Source organism: Sphingomonas sp. OK281, assembly GCF_900115295.1.
GTDB lineage: Bacteria > Pseudomonadota > Alphaproteobacteria > Sphingomonadales > Sphingomonadaceae > Sphingomonas.
Genome location: NZ_FOVZ01000001.1, coordinates 53,001 through 70,543, shown reverse-complemented (window position 1 = coordinate 70,543; position 17,543 = coordinate 53,001). Strand labels below are relative to the sequence as shown.

The window sequence follows — 17,543 nt, the reverse complement described above, 5'->3', positions numbered from 1 at the left end:
CGTTCCTGAGCAGGGCCGCATCCGTCTTCCCAAACCCCGAACAGTTGCTTGGGGCCGTTACGGACCCCGCACGACAAGCCTGGGAGACTGGATCATGTCACAGCCCGACCTCTTTGTCGGCATCGATGTTGCTAAGACGAACTCGTTATCCACCTTCATCCGACCGGGATGCTGTGGCGGGTCGCCAACAGCAAGACCGGTCTTGCCATGCTCGGCCGCAAGCTCACCCGGCTTGCCGGTACGGCCTGCCTGCGGATCGGCTTCGAGGCGTCGGGCGGTTACGAGCGTAAGCTTACTATCCTGCTCGATAGGCTGGCGCTTGCCGCCTATCTTCTAGATCCGGCACGGATGCGCAGCTTCGCCCGCGCCTAGCGACAGCTGGCCAAGACCGATCCGCTTGATGCTGCGGTAATCGCACGCTGCCTTGCCGCGCTGCACGCCGAACTCACGCCCCATGTCCATGACCCCGAAGCCATCAGGCTTGCCGAGCATGTTCGTCTGCGCGACCTCGCCGTCGCCCAGGCGGTTCAACTGGGCAACCAGCTTTAGAGCGTCGCTGATACCGCCATGCGTCGCCTCACCGTCGCCCAGACCGCGCGGCTCAAGGCGTTGGCCTTATGGATCGAAAAAGCCATCGCCGTCGTCATCGCTGCCTCACCCGATATGGCAGCACGGGAGGCATTGCTACGCACCGCACCCTGCGTTGGACCAATCGTAGCCGGATGCCTTCGGGCGCGCATGCCCGAACTCGGACGCCTCTCCAGCCGTCAGGTTGCAGCCCTTCCCGGTCTGGCGCCGTTCGATCGGCAAAGCGGCAAGACCAGCCGGCCTGAACGCTGCTCGGGCGGCAGGCCAACCGTCAGACGCTCGCTCTACCTGGCAGCGCTCACCATCGCGCGCTGAGGCAAAGGGCGCCTCGCTGCGACAACCAGTCGGCTGCGTGAAGCCGGCAAACCTTTCAAGCTCGCGATCGTCGCCACCATGCGAAAGCTCCTCATCACGCTCAACGCCATGGTCAAAAACAACACCGAGTATCGCAGTGCCTGAACACAGTTGCTCAAGGAGATGCCCACGCTCTCGAGGCCATCGCACTGACTGTTGAGCGGCTGGTCCAGACCGTATTTTTGAAAGATCAAACTGGCTAGAAAGTGCGGCCCGAACATACCCCTCGGGGTGACGTGGAACGGCGCCGGTGGCTGGCTGGTCTTCTCGCACCGACGGCAAGAGACCTTTTCCCGCACGGTTTGAATCACCTTGTGGCGGGCGGGCACCTTTTCGAGCGTCTCGGTGATATCGGCCGGAAGATGGCTGAGGTCGGCTGACCCGCAGCAAGGGCACAGGTCGGGCGCCGGGATGACGACCTGTTCGCGCGGCAAGCCTGGATCGAAGTCGCGGCGGGTGGACCGGACGCAGGTGAACGCGGTCACCATCGTCGCTTTGGCGGAAGCTATTGCGCCGAGCCTCTCGGCTTCGGCAGCGTCCGCCTCGAGTTCCTCGAACGTCAGTTCCAGCTGGTCGATCAGCCGACGGCTGCGCTCCGAGCTGGCGCCGTATTTGTCGCGGCGCATCTTTTCGTTCATCCACTCGAAATGAGCATTGCGAGCTAGCAGATCGGAGTTGATCGCTCTGACGCGCGCCGCTTCGGCATTGAGTGCGTTGGCCTGAGCCTTTTCCGCGAGATCACGAGCGACCGCCAGTTCGGTGCGAAGCTGCAAAAGCTCGTCGCAGGCATCGCTCGAAAGCATACCCGATTATACCAGAACACCCTTGAGGAACCTACGGTTTTTCGCTGATTTCAGCCGCTTTTCTCATCTCGGCTGCCGTTGGAATTTGTTACCCAACCTGGGTCGGACGCCACGTTTCCTGCGGGTTGCGCCAGTCGATACCTTCGAACAGGCACGCCATCGCCGAGCCCGAGATCGTGACTGTGCCGTCCTTTGCAGCCGGCCACACGAAGCGCCCTCGCTCCAGCCGCTTGGCGTACAGCGACATGCCCAGCCCGTCATGCCACAGGATTTTGCACAGCGACCCGCCCATCCCCCGGAACACGTACAGGTCGCCGGCATGGACGTCCTTGTTCAGCGCTTGTTGAACCTGCAACGCGAGCGAACGCATGCCACGCCGCATGTCCGTGTGACCCAACGCCAGCCAAACTTTCGCGCCGTTCGGAACAGGTATCATCGGATCACGGACTTGAGCACCGCGGCCACCTGATCTGGCGACGCTGATGCGAACGGGATCGCTCCCCGCCATAGCAAACACAGTATCCAGCAGCGCCGGGGCAGCCGTGGTCCTCACCATCCTTAAAACAAGGTACGCACCCAAGTGGAAGGCCCGAGCATTGTCTAAAGGGTCGCTCGAGGAGCGCCCTCACGGCACTTGGAGGGAGGGGTCCTTCCACCTGGCATCCGACCGTTCGAGGAACGCCCGGTACTAGCGCGCAAATAAAATCATTGTGAGGGAAAGGCGCGAACCGCAAAACTGCGTGCGTTAAGGGCGGTCATCAACATTAATCGCCCTCTCCTTACTCCGCACCCCACAAGCTACGATAGGTTTGAACTAAATGTAACTAAATTTGGATATTTGATGAAATAGTTATTGTGACGATGACACATCGTCATTCTATACATTTCGTGAAATCTCCACTTTGCCCGGTATACATAAAGCTTCGCCGCCATTTTGCCGAAGGAATTGTGAAGCGCCCGATCCCGGCATCACCGTTGGTGGTATAGTTTTGCCAAACGCTGCCCGGCGTCTTCCAATAATCACCTCCCGCCGACACAACGTAGCGATTACCACCAGGCTTCCCGGCTACCACGCGGCTCTGAAACACGACCAAAATGCCGCTCACATCAGCGCCATCGATCGCGACACGCCCTTGTGCGGGCCAAAAATGAAACGGACGCACTGAGTCTAGTTTCACTCTTGTTCTGTTTGGCAAGAACTCAACGTCAGCTGCAACGCTTTCATTGCGATCAAAATTCGGCAGAAACAGTCGGCCTTGAATCTGGTCTGTTCGGGACACCAGCTTCCAACGCTGGGTTCGACGACTGAGAACGTAAGCTCGCAAATCGCGAACCTCAATGGCAGCGGGCACGATGGGATCGCCGCCCTCTTGAGGAAAAACCTGCCCCCAAGGAACGAATGCCGAGTATTGCTGAGCATTGTTGCCTATTCCAACACGACCATGCGTGCGCCAGTTCATGAAGTGGTTCACGCCGCGTGGCAGCGCTTCGCCAGCTGATGAAATCGAAAGGAGCGCTTGGCGGCGGTCGTTCGCAGAAAAGGATTTGGCTAGCGTGGGACAAGACGAGTGTCCGGCAGTAGAGACGCCGGCTGTCAGAACAAAAAAAGCTGGCAACAGAAATGCCATTGACCGCCGAACTTCATGCTTGAAAATCATGCTGGTTCCTCGCGCTGAATGTCGGACTCCAATATATTGCCACGAGCATAAAGGCCTGCACCAGCAAAAAGTAGAACCATCGAAGAAAAGTTATCGATCATATTATCCGTAAAAGAATAAATAACATATACTGTAAATAGAGACTTGGTAATCTTGCTAGGCAATCGTAAGATTATGATGATCAATAGAGTCAAAAAGCAAATGAGGTTAAATACGCCAAATTCTACAAGGACTCTGAGATAGTCGTTATGTGGGACCAAAAGTGCAGTTGTAATGAGCTTGCTTTGCCCAGGCCCATATCCGAACAAAATATGATCAAGGCCGGCGCTACTGTAGATTTGCCAAATTTCCACCCAGTGCTTGATCCGAAAATAGCCGGACACATCCGTGGATCCTGCGCGCCGAACGATTTCACCGTAACTCATTAGGCCGATTACGGTAGGACCAAGTAGAAACAAATCACGATAAAGCGGGCCAATTACATCGACCGCGCGCTGCAAAAGCCCAATGAAGTAGGCAACCGCCCCGATGACTGCACCGCCGACCAGGACACCAAGCGACGCCAAGTTTGGTCGAATATTCCAAACTGCCACGGCAGCGCTGCTCGCCAGCATCGGGCCAATTTTGCCAAGAAGCAGGCAGGATAACATTTGGATCGGGATCGCCAGCCAGCCCAGTATGGGAACCAGGCAAAATATCAGCGCAGTGAAATAAATAGTGGCTGCGTTGCGGGTCTGGAAATATGAGAATGAAGCTTCTTCCAGAACTGTGCTACCGGTGTATACCCGGCTACCGATAGGCAGCAGTATCAGAGGAATGATAAGAAGTACGGCCGCGGACGACCAGCCCATTATACCACGTTGCGGAGAAATTGTGCCGGCGAAGAAAAGTACGTAGAGCGACATATATTTAAGAAAATCAACCGGATCAGTTTTTCCTACGTTGACGATAAGAGTTCCCGCTAGTGCGACAGTTAAAAGAATGAGAAGCGCGCCGTAACGCGATAGGATTTCCGGCGACGTCAGCACGTTAAAAAGTAAATAGATCACGACTATAGCCGAAAACGCGTTGCCAACCAAGCCAAGCGCGCCGTTGCCCGTCGCGTGATACAGTAGCATCATCAATGAGTTGATGATGACGATCCAGTTCAACCGCCACGGCAAGGTTGCGGTTCCGGTTGATTGTGCCATACCCGCTTCTTGTAGCAAGAGGCGGGGAGGCGCAAGCGCTAAGGACGCGCGGGCGCATCCCCCTTCGCGTTGCGAGGATCCGGCATTCTCAGTGGCGATCCCCGTTAAGCTTGGGCTGGCAAAAGCATTGTAACTGCTTCAGCTTCCAGGGGGAGTTGAGGGAAGGCGCCGAAACGTTCCCAGCGCATTTTTGAGTAGCCATAGAGGGTTAGACCTCCAAGTAAGTGCGGAAAGACGCAGGTTGCGATAGTTCGGTAGCTTACGCCTGCCGGCAACAAGCGCGCCAAGGCGAGCTAGTACTGCGCGTTTACGATCGCGCTGATAGGGCTGCATCAGTTCGATCTCGCCTACGCGGAGGGGCTCAAGCTCGACCCGCCCCTTGTGCGTCAAGTCAGCGAGCAGCGCCTGCCCGCGTGCGGTTCGTACTATTACCAAACTACGCCCATCGCGTTCCGCAAAATCGGGATAGCCATCCTTGCCATACCAAGCGTCGGCACAGACGATATCGGCAAACTCGCCGGTACCGTCTGGGCAAATCTTGCAGCGAAACTGCAGGTTGCGGCTCAGCACCGTACCCCAGCTACTGTTGTAGTCCATTGTTGCCTCAGACCCGTCGAAGCGGGTCGCGCGCGTAAGGCCTGGCCAGCCACGGCCGCGGAATTCAAACTTGCTCACCTCTGCCGCTTCAACCTCCAGCTTCTTCAGTACTGCCAATGCGCCAAACCGGCTCGGCACGCCGGCGCAAAAGAAGGAGAGCATATACGGCACTTGCAAGTCGATCCGCGGATCAATCCGCGCCATCCGCCGCAGTGCGACAACATCACATGGCTTGCCGATAAAGACGAATTTCTTGCCGGTTTCTAGATAGACGTTGAGCTTCGCCAATGGGCTTGATGGTGCATAGCGCGATCCGGCGCCCGCCAAAATTCCTTTCCTATCGAAGCTCGGGCTAGTGACGTTACCAAGCGGCTCGTCGGGATCTGCCTGGGTATGGACTACGAAGTCCACCGCCTTGCTTTCGATCAGGTCGATTGCAATCTGCGATAGTACCCCGCCCGAGGAGCCACGGTACCGAACCTCTGCGTCCGTAGAATTGCCAGTCCAAATATCTAGAATTGGCCCCCACACGTCGTCGTAGGGCCGGTCAACTGCATCTTGCTCTACCGAATATCCGCTGCAGATGGCCTCGAGCTCGGGCTGTGGCGCGGATTGCGCAACTTGCGGTCGTGACGGTCGCGCGAAACCCCGTTCGTTCAGTTTCATCGTCACCTCGGGCAGGTTTGCGCAGGCACCGCAACCTAAGCACAAGTTCGACCGCACAACTTCTTCAACTGAAAGCATCTTAACCTCTACTTTATAACGATAGCGGGGGCTTTTGTTACGACGCGGCCAGCGCGCGGAGCACGCCACGATAATCCAGCCAACGATCACCATGCTTCGCGCTACGTAACAGGTGGTTGATGCGGCTTGCATCGGCGCGATCAAGGATTGCGTCGATGATCTCTAGATCGTCAGGGCGCAAGCGGTTACCGAAACGTGCGCGCAGCTGAGCCATGCTGTTGTAAATCGACGCTGCCTGCATCGCCCAAGTCCGCTGACGCATGGCAAGTTCGCTTGGCAGTGAAGTAAGGAATCGTAGCGCCTTAGCCGCCCTCCGCTCGCCGACATGGGCCAGGCCGATGCTGTTCGATCCGTGCTGCCGATACTGCACCAGCGGCATGTCGACATGTCCGATATGGCCGAAGAGTGAGGCTACCTGGATCAGCCAATGATCGTGAATATCAACTTTCGGAAACGGCAATGCGAGATCGAGAAGCGCACGGTTCATCAGCATCGCGCAGCCTGGTACGTGGTTGTTGATCACGAAATCGCGGAAGAATGCGGCCTGCCCTGATTTTATAGAAGAGCGGAAGTAGGAGGAATTGATCACGTCCAACTTCTCACCAACGATCGCTAGGTCGCAAAAAGCCAGTGCGGGCACACTCTTGCCGTATCGCACCTCAAGGCCGGCCACGCATTTTTGAAGTAGTGAGATCTTAAGCGGGTCCCACACATCATCTTGGTCGGACAGGGCAATATAAGGTGCCTCAGTGCAACGCAGGGCGTTTTCGAAATTTCGTACGATGTCGCGCTGCGGATCGAGCGGAGCAATCGAAATATCGAGCTGATTTTGCGCTGCGGCGATTACCCCGAGCGTATCGTCGCTCGATCCGTCATCCGACACATAAATTCGAATGTGTGGATAAGTCTGTTGAGCAAACGAAGCGAGCTGTTCAGGCAAGTATCTCGCGCCATTATACGTGGCGAGCGCGATATCAACCCGTGTCGGTTGCTCGCTCATGTTGCGCTCCTCGTCATATGCCGCCAGCAGCGCCGGATCCCATCTTCCAGCGATATCGCCGGGTTCCAGCCAAGTGCACGCTGCGCTTTGGCAATGTCCAGTACGATCGCTGGCGGGTCAAAGGCGCGGGCGGCCGTATGGTGGCGGCGAATCTGCTTGCCGGTGATGTTCTCCACTGCGGTGAGTATTTGTAGCAGTGAAGCGCCTTTACCGCTCCCGCAGTTAAATATCCCAGTCGCGTCCTGATCTATGCCTCGCATCAGCAGGTCGCACAGATCGTCGATGTAGACAAAATCGCGTACCGTCAAACCATCACCGAATATCGTCGCCTCATCGTTGTCGGCGGCAAGCTTTAGGATTGTACTAATAAATCCCAGGAAGTTACTTTCAGTCTGACTAGGCCCATAAGGATTGGCCGGTCGAACTATCAGTGGTCTAAATCCATGAAGTTGTTCATAGAGGCCTAGATAGCGCTCGACGGACCCTTTGACGATGCCATAGGAGCTGATTGGCCATTGCGGATGTTCCTCATCCATCGGCGAATATTGAGGCGCGCCATAAACCGCACCGCCCGACGAGAGATAGACGATCCGTCTTACAGCTGCCGTTTTCATGGTCTCGAGCAGCTGAATGTTGGGTACCAGATTGCCGTTGACGTCGCCGAGCGGATCACCTGCCGAACTTGCCGGTGTCGAAACGGACGCGAACTGGCAGACGACATCGATGTTACGTAGCAGCCCAGGATCCTGAATTAGCCGCTCCATACCGCCCTCGAGCCACTCCGCAGCGCCAGTGGATTTGTGCTCGGACCAGCGCGAAACAATCGTGACCTGATGGCCCTTGTTGACTGCATGCCGAGCGAAGTGGCGCCCGATGAAGCCGCTACCGCCTATTAGAATTATGCGCACGGATTGCCACCTCATAAGCTTTGATGATGTCGCTATAGGCTATCTCGTCACGAAATAGATCATCTGACCAGTTTTTGGCAGCTTTGCCCATGCGGCGGGCGAGATTCTCGTCACAAGCTAGCGAATTCATCGCGTGGGCCAATTCCTCAACATTATCGGGATCGAAGATTAGCCCTCGCGTACCGTGGTCGACCAGCTCAGTTATTCCGCCCCGACGAGCGCCGATTACTGGCCTGCCAAAAGCAAACGACTGATTGATGACATAAGGAAAATTTTCATGCCAGATCGACGGCACCACGACGAACCGAGCATGCTGTAGTATCTCGTCGAGTTCGGCACCCCATTTTGGACCAAGAAACTGCACGTTGGTGAGGCCAAGGGAAGCCGCTTGCGCCTTGAGTCCGGCGAGGTCAGGGCCGTCGCCGATGACCTTGATCGAAAAATCTGAAACCAGCGCCGCTGCCGCGACCAACCGGTCGACGCCCTTCTCGTCGATCAACCGCCCAAAATAGAGCCCATAAGGATCGTAGCGATCAGCCGCTGTATATTTGCGCGAATCGAACGGATTACGCAGCTTAGACCACGAAATTGAACGGTGTGGCCAAAAGTCGGTTGTGACGCTGGCTAAAAAATCACTGGAGAACGTGAAATGGTCAAAGTGATCATAAACATTCATTGATGCATGAACATAGGCTTCTACCATACTAGCAACAGATAAGGCGAAACTCCCCTTACAGCACCTATTTCTTACCGCGCTATAGAACTTCTTACCTTTGCAGTCGTAGCAGATGTGGTTATGATGGAATAGCTTATAATTTGGGCAAATATGTTTATAGTCGTTAAACGTCCCAACGACGGGAATGCCAAGCTCCTTCGCCGCGAAGACGATTGATGGGCTAAGGTGTACATTCATAGCAAAGACGTGAAGAACATCTGGCTGAAACGCTTGCAATGCAGCCTTGACTATCTTCTTCTTTTCGCGGTCGTAGATCGCCGCGGGCAGGCTGCGCAGCTTCGCTAGCGCGCCGGGCGCGTCATAGGCAGGCGCCTCCAACAGCAATCCGTTCGGCACGCCAATTAGATCCGCCTCTTCGCCGGTCGCGATCATCAGCGTTTCGTGATTGTTCTCGCGCAATACACGTTCAGACTCCCGGAAAAACACATCAGCACCACCGGTTAACCGGATAAACTTGTGAGCAAGGGCGATACGCATGTTCACAATTCCTCAACGACGTGCGAATCGACCCGCACACTCACCGCCGCCACACGACCGAAATGGCGTGGGCCTTCAATAATTCTTCATGGCAATTTTGCTCGCTTGCTGCAATGCAATATACCAGATGCTAGAAACGCGTTGAAAGTCCGATAAGCGGAATGCAGAATGGCTTTTGATTGTTCTTTCTGGTTTTTATAATTCGCAATGTATCATGCATTTGCGTTGTGCATGGTGGCTTCGCGAGCTAATTTTTGAAAGGGGATGCGCGTTGATGCGTTCGTTGAGAATCGGTTTGTTGTGGCATCAATTTGGTAGACCGAACTTGGGTGTCGACGCACTCAGTCGGTCGAATATTGCTATATTGAGAGCGGCAGCGGCAGCGGCAGGGGCAAAGCCTCACTTCATATTGTTTGGCAAGCCAGGCGAAGATTTAACAATTGCCGATGATATCGAACTTGGCCCGTTTCTACGCGTCCGTGATCTAGCTACTGCCAATACTCGTAATTATAGAAACGAACTTAATAAGTGCGATCTTATAGTCGACATATGCGCGGGTGATGGGTTCACCTCGATATACGGACGATTCCTATTTAGTCTGCAGGCGATTACCAAATATCTTGCTATTCAGTCAGGTCGCCCCTTGGTATTTGCACCGCAGACCATTGGACCGTTCGATAGTGCCTGGACTCGATCAGCAGCTCGCTGGATATTTAACCGTGCCAAAATAACATTCGCGCGAGACGGTATGTCATCACTCGCATTCAAGGATCTTGGCGTAACTGCGCCTCTTGAGGAGGTAATCGATGTCGCCTTCCGCTTACCTTTTGAGTCCGCCAAGGTTAAAAATCAAGGTGAAGTGATCAAGGTTGGTATTAATGTCTCTGGCTTGCTCTACCGTCACGGCGACCGCTTCGGTTTAACGCTTGATTACCCCGAGCTTAATCGACGACTAATTACTGCGTTCGGTGCAATGCCGAATACCGAGGTGTGGCTTGTGTCGCACGTCCATCACGATGCCGGTGATGCGGAAGACGATTTTACCGTCATTAATGAGATCGCTCAGCAGTTTCCAGGCGTGAAAATAGCGCCAAAGTTCGAAAATTCGGAAGAAGCTAAGTCTTGGATTGTCAATCTCGACTTCTTTACCGGCGGCCGTATGCATGCCTGCATCGGCGCCTTCTCGTCGATCGTACCGGTGATGCCGATAGCCTACAGTCGCAAATTCAACGGGCTATTTTCCACCCTTAATTATCCGCACGTCGTCGATGGGCGTTGCGTAACCACCGATGAGGCGATGACGATGCTCATTGCAGGATTTAATGGGCGTGCGACGTTACGCGACGAACTGGTCCGCAGCATGGCCGAAATTGTTAAAGTGCGACTCGATCGCTATCAGGGCGTCATGGCCGATATTCTAAAGGAATTACCGACGGCCGCATAATATAAGGCGCCTGTGCACTGAATCATAGGCATATGATTTGATCAAGAACGTAAATTGTAAGCGCTCAAAAATTAACGTGCCTCTATCCGATTAGCACGAAGTGCCTGAGGCACGTTAATTCTGTTTAAATCTGAGCCGCGACTAGTACTGCAACTACCGTTAAAGTTAATACCATGCTCCCGAGAACATGGCGGCCGCCCAATCCTGTTCTCATCAAGGCTGTTCCCAGAAATAGGAAGGGCGGCACAGCCGATAGGGCTAATATCCACGTCGATGAAGCTAGGCCGAATTTCGGCATAACGAGAAGGGTCGTCCCGAACAGCACAGCAATTGATGCCACGCTGTTAATCAACCGCGCCCTTATCCGTCCAAGAGCAACCAATTGCACGCCATAGGCGGAAGCCGCAAGGCGTAGACAAGCAAATACCGCAAAACCGGGCCACAGCGGTTGTAGCGCACGATACGCATTGCCGTATAACAAATCGGTGAAAGCCGGCGCAACAAAGGTGAACCCAAGACCGCTTAATACCGCGAGACAGGTGAACTCCCAAGTCAGTCGCGTCGCGTTGCCTCTGTATTCGACATCGCGCCCATGAGTCCGCGCCGCCACCAAGCTCGGGAGGTAAACTGTAGATAGCACCACCGCGAAAGGTACAATGACTTGCACTAGCCGGGCGCCCGACTGGTAGATACCCATGTCGTGTAGACTCAGGAATACTCCAAATAGTAATACGTCAATCTGCGTCGCGAGACTGGTAAGGCAACTGTCAGCAGCATAACTCGATGCACGACGGCCAGTACTGACAATGCCGCTCCAGTTGCTGGTAAAAGGATTGCCTAGCCAGCGCCTCAAGGTAACAAGCACTAGTAAGAGGTACCCGAGCCGGGTGACAAAAAAGGCAATAGCTACTGGCATGACAGCACCCGTCAATGCAGCGACACCGCCTACTAAAACCAGCATGACGACACTACTCGCAATGACCGTTTTTGCTTCTAGGTCAAATCGCCCATTAGCGCGCGCCGCGACCAACGACAGCTCACCGAAGGAATAGGCTAGTGCCCCTGCGAACACGAACCCATAAATCAGTAGTCGATCAAAGGGCATCAGGAAGGTCAGAGCCAATCCTCCCACGAGCACAATGAGGGCAGCGAGCAAGCCCTTCACCGCCAGTGCGTCAGCCATGATCTGCGCGGATTGGTCCGGCACAGCGGCAGCATCGCGCAACGCGGCAGTGCCCAACCCAAAGTCAGTCAAAATTCCCATGAAGGCGGTGTAGGCCATTGCTGTCGCGATAAGCCCAAACGGCTCTGGATGGAGGTAGCGTGCCAGCAGTACAAAGGTCAGCAGGCCACCCGCCATTCGCGCTAGCGTCGCAGCCATCATCATAGCCTTGTGACGGTTCGCGACGTGTCGAACTTTTTCCGAAGTAGCCGTCAGTGTGCGCGTGTGTCTCATTCCACGCGGTTCGTGTGCTTCGTTTCTTCGGCCACGATCAGTTCGTGGTAGGCAGCCAAGATTTTTGGCCACGTGAACATTTCTGCCCAGCGACAGTGGGCGGCTTCGCGCATTTCCCGCCGCAGTGTTTCAGACGTAATTATTGCTTCAATTTGCCGTTCACACTCTTCGATACTGGTGAAATAGCGTCCAGCATCGCCCGCGACCCATCGGTTGAAAACGTTGTCATGTGCAATAATTGCGTTTCCGGCCCCTAGCGCTTCAACTAGCGAAGGATTGGTACCCCCGACCTGATGCCCATGGAGATACGCAATTGAATGCAATCGTAATGCCGATAAAATAGAGCGATCGTAAATACCACCGGTAAAAACTACCTCTGGACTCGCTGCTTCCAGTACCATTGCCTGATACGGATCTGTTCTGTCGTAGCCTCCGAGCAATGCGAGCTTTACGCCACGCGACTTTGAGGAGAAGGCCTTTACAATCTCTAGAACCAAATTCTCGGGTACTGCGCGAGCTATCAAAGTAAAGAACAGACCTGGCTGCAAGCCAAGAGCTTCTAGCGGGCTAGGATCAGCGTCAACGATCTTATCGCTGCCGTATGGGATGGTTGCAATTTTTGATCGCAAAACACGTGTCGCAAGATGATCGGCTATCGCTGGGTGATCAGCGATCAAAGTCGATCCAGACCAAGCGGCTAATCGCTCATTCAACCATAAGTAAGCCCTAGGAGCCCAAGAGTATTTCGCACGTTTCCATTCAAGTCCGTCCATATTGATAAGGTTTAGACGGCCTCTCATGCGGAGCCACGTCGAAAGAAATCCTGTATTGTAACCGAGAGTCAATATGGTACCATCACGACTTTCGACATCATGAGTGCACTTTATGTCAAATTCAATCGTTCCGGCCGATCCGGTTCGTTTTACAGGGATATGAATGCGGTGAATCCCCTGCCACTCATCTTCTACTATCTTGCCTGACACGCTTCCTTGGCAGTAAACCGTCACACGCCAGCCACGCTCTATAAAGTAAGGTGCAAGTCGCTCTGCGAAGGTCTCAAAACCCCCGTGAGCTGCTGGTAGGCCGCGTATGCCAAGAATGATCAGATGGAGAGGCAAGATCGTTCCCAATATCTACTCGGATTTGAACGCGGTGAAGCCACACGGCTCCGTCGAAGCATGTTTGCACATACGAATTAACCCAATATAATCGGCGGCAATAGTAAAAAACCCGTCTTTTGCAATGCAGCATATCGCGCAATATTGACAGCTCTTAAAAATTAGATTTCCCCTGCTGCCGACTAACGAGAAAACGTAATAGTGCTGAGTTATCTTGCTTTTGATTCTAAAGTGACGTCCAAGGCATGCAAAATGGCGCGTCCGTAAGCGGTTTTCTTGAAGCGTTCGCCAGCTTCGCGCGCCTGATCCGTAGTGATGAATCCTTGGTGAAACGCGATTTCTTCCAAGCAGGCGACCTGAATCCCCTGCCGGTGCTGGATCGTGCGGACGAACTCACTGGCTTCGAGCAGGCTGTCGTGGGTGCCGGTATCAAGCCAGGCATATCCACGGCCCATCTGTTCGACGAACAGGTCGCCGGCGTCCATGTAGAGGCGGTTGAGATCGGTAATCTCGAGTTCGCCGCGCGCCGACGGCTTCAAGTCGCGAGCGAGTTGCACGACGCGGTTGTCGTAAAAATACAGCCCGGTGACCGCGTGGTTTGACTTGGGGCTCTCAGGCTTTTCCTCGAGGCTGATCGCCTTGCCGCCTTCGCCGAACTCGACCACGCCGTAGCGTTCGGGGTCCTCGACGCGGTAGGAGAACACCGTCGCACCGCTCTTACGCTCGACCGCGCTCGCCAGCAGATCGGTGAGGTGCGCGCCGAAGAAGATGTTGTCGCCGAGCACCAGCGCGACATTGTCGTCGCCGATGAAGTCCGCACCGATCGTGAACGCTTGGGCGAGACCCTCAGGCTTGGGCTGTTCGGCATAGGCGATCGTCAGGCCAAGCGCCGCCCCGTCACCGAACAGGTTCTTGTAATTGCCGATATATTCGGGGCTTGATATAATCAGGATGTCGCGAATGCCGGCGAGCATCAGCACCGACAGCGGGTAGTAGATCATCGGCTTGTCGTAGACCGGCAGCAGCTGCTTGTTGACCGCCAGCGTAGCCGGATGGAGGCGCGTGCCTGAACCGCCTGCGAGAATGATGCCCTTCACGCGCGTGTCTCCTTGTTGGATGCCCCGAGCAGTTCGTCGAGGATGTTGCCGAGCGCGGTCTGCCACGCAGGCGGATGGATGCCGTAGTCGCGGGTGATCGCGTCGTGGCTGAGCAGCGAATTGGCGGGTCGCGTCGCCGGCGTCGGGTATTCGCTGGTGCTGATGCCCTGCACCTCGGCACTGGCCCCGCCGCGCGCGCCGCTCTGCGCGAAGATCTCGCGCGCGAAGCCTGCCCAGGTCACTGCGCCGGCGTTGCTGAAATGATAGGTGCCGGTCGGCGCTGCCGGGTTCTCGACGAGCCGCATCGTGATCGTCGCGAGCGCGGCTGCGAGATCGGTCGCCGATGTCGGGCTGCCGTGCTGGTCGTCGACGACGCGCAGGGTCGGGTTGGTCGCACCGACGCGGAGCATCGTCTTGATGAAGTTATTGCCGTGGGCGCTGACCACCCAGGCGGTGCGCACGATCGCGTGTCGTGCGCCCGAGGTACGCACCGCGAGTTCGCCACCGAGCTTCGAGGCACCGTACACGCCGAGTGGGGCAACCGGATCGGTCACTTCCCAAGCGCCATCGCGCGCGCCATCGAAGACATAGTCGGTCGAGACCTGGACGATCGGGATGCCGGCCTTGGCGCAGCTTTCCGCGAACGCTGCGGGCGCCATCGCATTGACAGCCCAGGCGGTGACGACGTCACTCTCGGCCTTGTCGACCGCGGTGTAGGCACCGGCCGAGATCACGGCTGCCCAAGGCTGCCCGTCATGACCTTGGGCGACCATCGCGGTGATCGCGGCGGTATCGCGCAGGTCGAGCTCGTCGATGTCGATCGCGGTGACCGCCCAACCGTCAGGCCATGCATACCGCTTCAGCTCGGTGCCGAGCTGGCCGTTACCACCGGTAACGAGGATTCGCTTTACGTCGCTCATACCGACAACCCGCGGCGCTGGTCGGCCTTGTGCTCGGCCACGATCGCCTCCCACCAGCCCTGGTTGTCGAGATACCAGGCGACGGTTTTCTCGATCCCCGTCTCGAACGTCTCGGCAGGCTCCCAGCCAAGCTCGTTCTTGATCCGGCTCGCGTTGATCGCATAGCGCTTGTCGTGACCCGGACGGTCCGCGACATAGGTGATCTGCGTCGCGTAGGACTGGCCGTCGGCACGCGGGCGGAGGCGATCGAGGATCGCGCAGACGGTCTTCACGACCTCGAGGTTCTGCTTTTCGTTATTCCCGCCGACATTGTAGGTCCGACCGGGCTCGCCTTTCTCGAACACCGCGTGCAGTGCGCGGACGTGATCCTCGACGAACAGCCAGTCGCGGACCTGGTCGCCCTTGCCGTAGACCGGCAGGTCGGCACCCGCGAGCGCCTTGACGATCATCAGCGGGATCAGCTTTTCGGGGAAATGATACGGCCCGTAATTGTTCGAGCAGTTGGTGATCAGCACCGGCAGCCCGAACGTGTGGCCCCACGCGCTGACGAGGTGATCCGAGCCAGCCTTCGACGCCGAGTAGGGCGAGCGCGGGTCGTACGGCGTCTCTTCGGTGAATAGCCCGGTGTCGCCGAGCGAGCCGTAAACCTCGTCGGTCGAGATATGATGGAAGCGGAACGCCGCCTTCGCTTCGTCGTCGAGGCCGAGCCAATAGGCGCGCGCCTCGCTGAGCATCGTGAAGGTGCCGACGACGTTGGTCTGGACGAACGCGCCGGGGCCGTCGATCGAGCGGTCGACATGGCTTTCGGCTGCGAGATGCGTGACAATTTCGGGCTTGAACTCGGCGATCGCGGCCTTGACGGAGTCTGCGTCGCAGATGTCGCCTTGGACGAAGCGGTAGCGGTTCGAACTGGCGACACGCTCGACCGTCGACAGCGTACCGGCATAGGTCAGCTTGTCGAAGTTCAACACCTCATGGTCGGTGTTCTCGATCAGGTGACGGACGAGCGCCGAGCCGATGAAACCGGCCCCGCCGGTGACGAAGATGCGCATGGGTCTGTCCTTCAGGCGAGCGGCGCCAGCGGGCGGCCGTCATAGGGAAAGGGGCTGTCAAAGTCGGCGAGCAGCGGCTGCACCGCATCCTTCGGCGAAAGCTCGGGCGTGGTACCAGCGGGCATCGGCCAGTCGATGCCGCCCGAACCAATCGCCGGATCATTCCAGCGGATGCCGCCATCACTGTCAGGCGCGTAGGTGTCCGAGCATTTGTACGAGACTTCACAATTGTCTTCGAGCGTCACGAAGCCGTGTGCAAAGCCGATCGGGATGAACAGCTGGTGGCCGTTCTCGGCCGACAGCTCGGTGCCGACCCACTGGCCGTAGGTTGGCGAGCCCTTGCGGATGTCCACGGCGACATCGAAGATCGCGCCACGAATGCACCGCACCAGCTTGTCCTGGCCGCGTGGCGGCTTCTGAAAATGCAGTCCGCGGAGCGTGAAGGCCGGCACAGACAGCGAGTGATTATCCTGCACGAACGTGCAGTCTATCCCGATTTTCTCGAAGGCGGGCACCGAATAAACTTCGGTAAACCAGCCACGATCATCGCCAAAACGTTTTGGATGGATAAGCTGAACCATCGGAATGATTTAAACCCCTTGCATGAATATGCTTATCTCAATCACACTTAATCCAATGCGAAATATTTGCGATACAATATCAAACGTTTTACACAGTCAATACTTCGAATTTAACGCCTCTTCGTCGCCATCCTATTGATACTTCACATCAATCTGATAGTGCGGGAAAGCCTAACATTATGTCCACATTCTTCGAGTCAGGTTTCTACGTATCGGTTATGCCGATAGGCAATGCCATTTTGCCGCACCCTCGAACGTTGTATGTTGCTCAAAATTTGGCCCCCGCCGTGCCCTAGCCTTGTTCATCTGCATTACGACGGCGCGCGTCAACGCATTTTATGCTGCAACTGCTCAGCGAAACGAACTACCGTTCTTTACAAACCAAGAAAAGTCGTAAATGCCAGTTGCTTGGCATGACTTTTTCAAGATGTCCTTCTAGATCATTATGATCGCCTGATTGGAATAGCTAGCATTGACACCGGAGCGCGACTTGGGGCCAAGACTCGTTGATGCCGGACAGAGGATGACGGCTGCGGCGTGAGAAATGACAGACAAGAGGACGGTAGGGCAGCAGTCGTAGCGGGTACCGATGCGAAGCCAGTCCTTTAGGCAGCGAACATTACCTCGACCAGCCGCTCGAGCGGGTTCGTCCACCAATCAGATAGCCGCCGGCCTGCTAGCAGCGTTACCTGATCCGGAGACGAATTGCCTGCCCGCTTCCGAGGAATAAGGAGGCCGCGCAACAACGGGGGGAGCCTTCAGCGGACAGGTTTTACATTCCAATACCCAAGCCGCGGCCACGGCCCGGCCCAATCAAACC

At 56.1% G+C, this 17,543-nt stretch carries 17 protein-coding genes and 1 pseudogene; 4 read left to right on the top strand and 14 right to left on the bottom strand.

Translation table 11 applies throughout. From position 1 onward, the window contains the following. Positions 1-168: 168 nt before the first annotated feature. Genes BM244_RS00365 through BM244_RS00355 form a run of 3 tightly spaced genes read left to right on the top strand, consistent with a single transcriptional unit; the run spans position 169 to position 903 of the window. Positions 169-372, top strand: coding sequence for a hypothetical protein (locus BM244_RS00365; protein ID WP_093396724.1), 204 nt, complete (start codon positions 169-171; stop codon positions 370-372). A 6-nt stretch (positions 373-378) separates the two neighbouring features. Further along, on the top strand, positions 379-549 hold the full coding sequence (locus tag BM244_RS23845; RefSeq protein ID WP_368086055.1) for an IS110 family transposase: 171 nt from the start codon (positions 379-381) through the stop codon (positions 547-549). An 18-nt stretch (positions 550-567) separates the two neighbouring features. Then, positions 568-903, top strand: coding sequence for a transposase (locus tag BM244_RS00355; RefSeq protein ID WP_093396721.1), 336 nt, complete (start codon positions 568-570; stop codon positions 901-903). Between the two features lie 182 nt (positions 904-1,085). Here the strand turns inward: BM244_RS00355 and BM244_RS00350 are convergent. From BM244_RS00350 to BM244_RS00320, 8 genes and pseudogenes are all read right to left on the bottom strand, one after another. Then, a pseudogene (locus BM244_RS00350) lies at positions 1,086-1,745 on the bottom strand (IS66 family transposase zinc-finger binding domain-containing protein); the annotation flags it as partial. A gap of 88 nt (positions 1,746-1,833) precedes the next feature. After that, a complete protein-coding gene (gene tnpB / locus BM244_RS00345; RefSeq protein WP_093396719.1) occupies positions 1,834-2,181 on the bottom strand; it encodes an IS66 family insertion sequence element accessory protein TnpB in 348 nt (115 codons plus the stop codon). 436 nt (positions 2,182-2,617) lie between these two features. After that, a complete protein-coding gene (locus BM244_RS22515) occupies positions 2,618-3,403 on the bottom strand; it encodes a hypothetical protein (protein ID WP_139226834.1) in 786 nt (261 codons plus the stop codon). Continuing rightward, a complete protein-coding gene (locus tag BM244_RS00340) occupies positions 3,400-4,593 on the bottom strand; it encodes a hypothetical protein (protein ID WP_139226833.1) in 1,194 nt (397 codons plus the stop codon). The genes BM244_RS22515 and BM244_RS00340 overlap by 4 nt, the downstream gene beginning before the upstream one ends. Before the next feature lie 138 nt (positions 4,594-4,731). Further along, positions 4,732-6,027, bottom strand: a complete 1,296-nt coding sequence (locus BM244_RS00335; protein WP_217649067.1) for a Coenzyme F420 hydrogenase/dehydrogenase, beta subunit C-terminal domain — start codon at positions 6,025-6,027, stop codon at positions 4,732-4,734. Next, positions 5,972-6,934, bottom strand: a complete 963-nt coding sequence (locus BM244_RS00330; RefSeq protein WP_093396716.1) for a glycosyltransferase family 2 protein — start codon at positions 6,932-6,934, stop codon at positions 5,972-5,974. Before BM244_RS00330 ends, BM244_RS00335 begins: the two co-directional genes overlap by 56 nt. Further along, positions 6,931-7,842, bottom strand: coding sequence for an NAD-dependent epimerase/dehydratase family protein (locus BM244_RS00325; RefSeq protein WP_175517979.1), 912 nt, complete (start codon positions 7,840-7,842; stop codon positions 6,931-6,933). Before BM244_RS00325 ends, BM244_RS00330 begins: the two co-directional genes overlap by 4 nt. Next, complete coding sequence (locus BM244_RS00320) at positions 7,817-9,055, bottom strand: glycosyltransferase family 4 protein (RefSeq protein ID WP_093396713.1); 1,239 nt, start codon at positions 9,053-9,055, stop codon at positions 7,817-7,819. Before BM244_RS00320 ends, BM244_RS00325 begins: the two co-directional genes overlap by 26 nt. A 274-nt stretch (positions 9,056-9,329) precedes the next feature. Between BM244_RS00320 and BM244_RS00315 the strand changes: the two genes are divergently transcribed. Then, complete coding sequence (locus tag BM244_RS00315; RefSeq protein ID WP_254784292.1) at positions 9,330-10,499, top strand: polysaccharide pyruvyl transferase family protein; 1,170 nt, start codon at positions 9,330-9,332, stop codon at positions 10,497-10,499. Positions 10,500-10,623: 124 nt separating this feature from the next. Here the strand turns inward: BM244_RS00315 and BM244_RS00310 are convergent, their stop codons facing one another. From BM244_RS00310 to rfbC, 6 genes are all read right to left on the bottom strand, one after another. After that, positions 10,624-11,880, bottom strand: a complete 1,257-nt coding sequence (locus BM244_RS00310; RefSeq protein ID WP_175517975.1) for an oligosaccharide flippase family protein — start codon at positions 11,878-11,880, stop codon at positions 10,624-10,626. Positions 11,881-11,951: 71 nt separating this feature from the next. Continuing rightward, positions 11,952-13,073, bottom strand: a complete 1,122-nt coding sequence (locus BM244_RS00305) for a DUF1972 domain-containing protein (protein WP_093396709.1) — start codon at positions 13,071-13,073, stop codon at positions 11,952-11,954. Between the two features lie 209 nt (positions 13,074-13,282). Continuing rightward, a complete protein-coding gene (gene rfbA, locus BM244_RS00300) occupies positions 13,283-14,170 on the bottom strand; it encodes a glucose-1-phosphate thymidylyltransferase RfbA (protein ID WP_093396707.1) in 888 nt (295 codons plus the stop codon). Then, complete coding sequence (gene rfbD, locus BM244_RS00295; RefSeq protein ID WP_093396706.1) at positions 14,167-15,090, bottom strand: dTDP-4-dehydrorhamnose reductase; 924 nt, start codon at positions 15,088-15,090, stop codon at positions 14,167-14,169. Before rfbD ends, rfbA begins: the two co-directional genes overlap by 4 nt. Next, entirely contained in the window at positions 15,087-16,142 is a 1,056-nt protein-coding gene (gene rfbB, locus BM244_RS00290; RefSeq protein WP_093396704.1) for a dTDP-glucose 4,6-dehydratase, read from the bottom strand. The genes rfbD and rfbB overlap by 4 nt, the downstream gene beginning before the upstream one ends. 11 nt (positions 16,143-16,153) lie before the next feature. After that, entirely contained in the window at positions 16,154-16,723 is a 570-nt protein-coding gene (rfbC, locus tag BM244_RS00285; RefSeq protein WP_175517973.1) for a dTDP-4-dehydrorhamnose 3,5-epimerase, read from the bottom strand. Between the last annotated feature and the right edge of the window lie 820 nt (positions 16,724-17,543).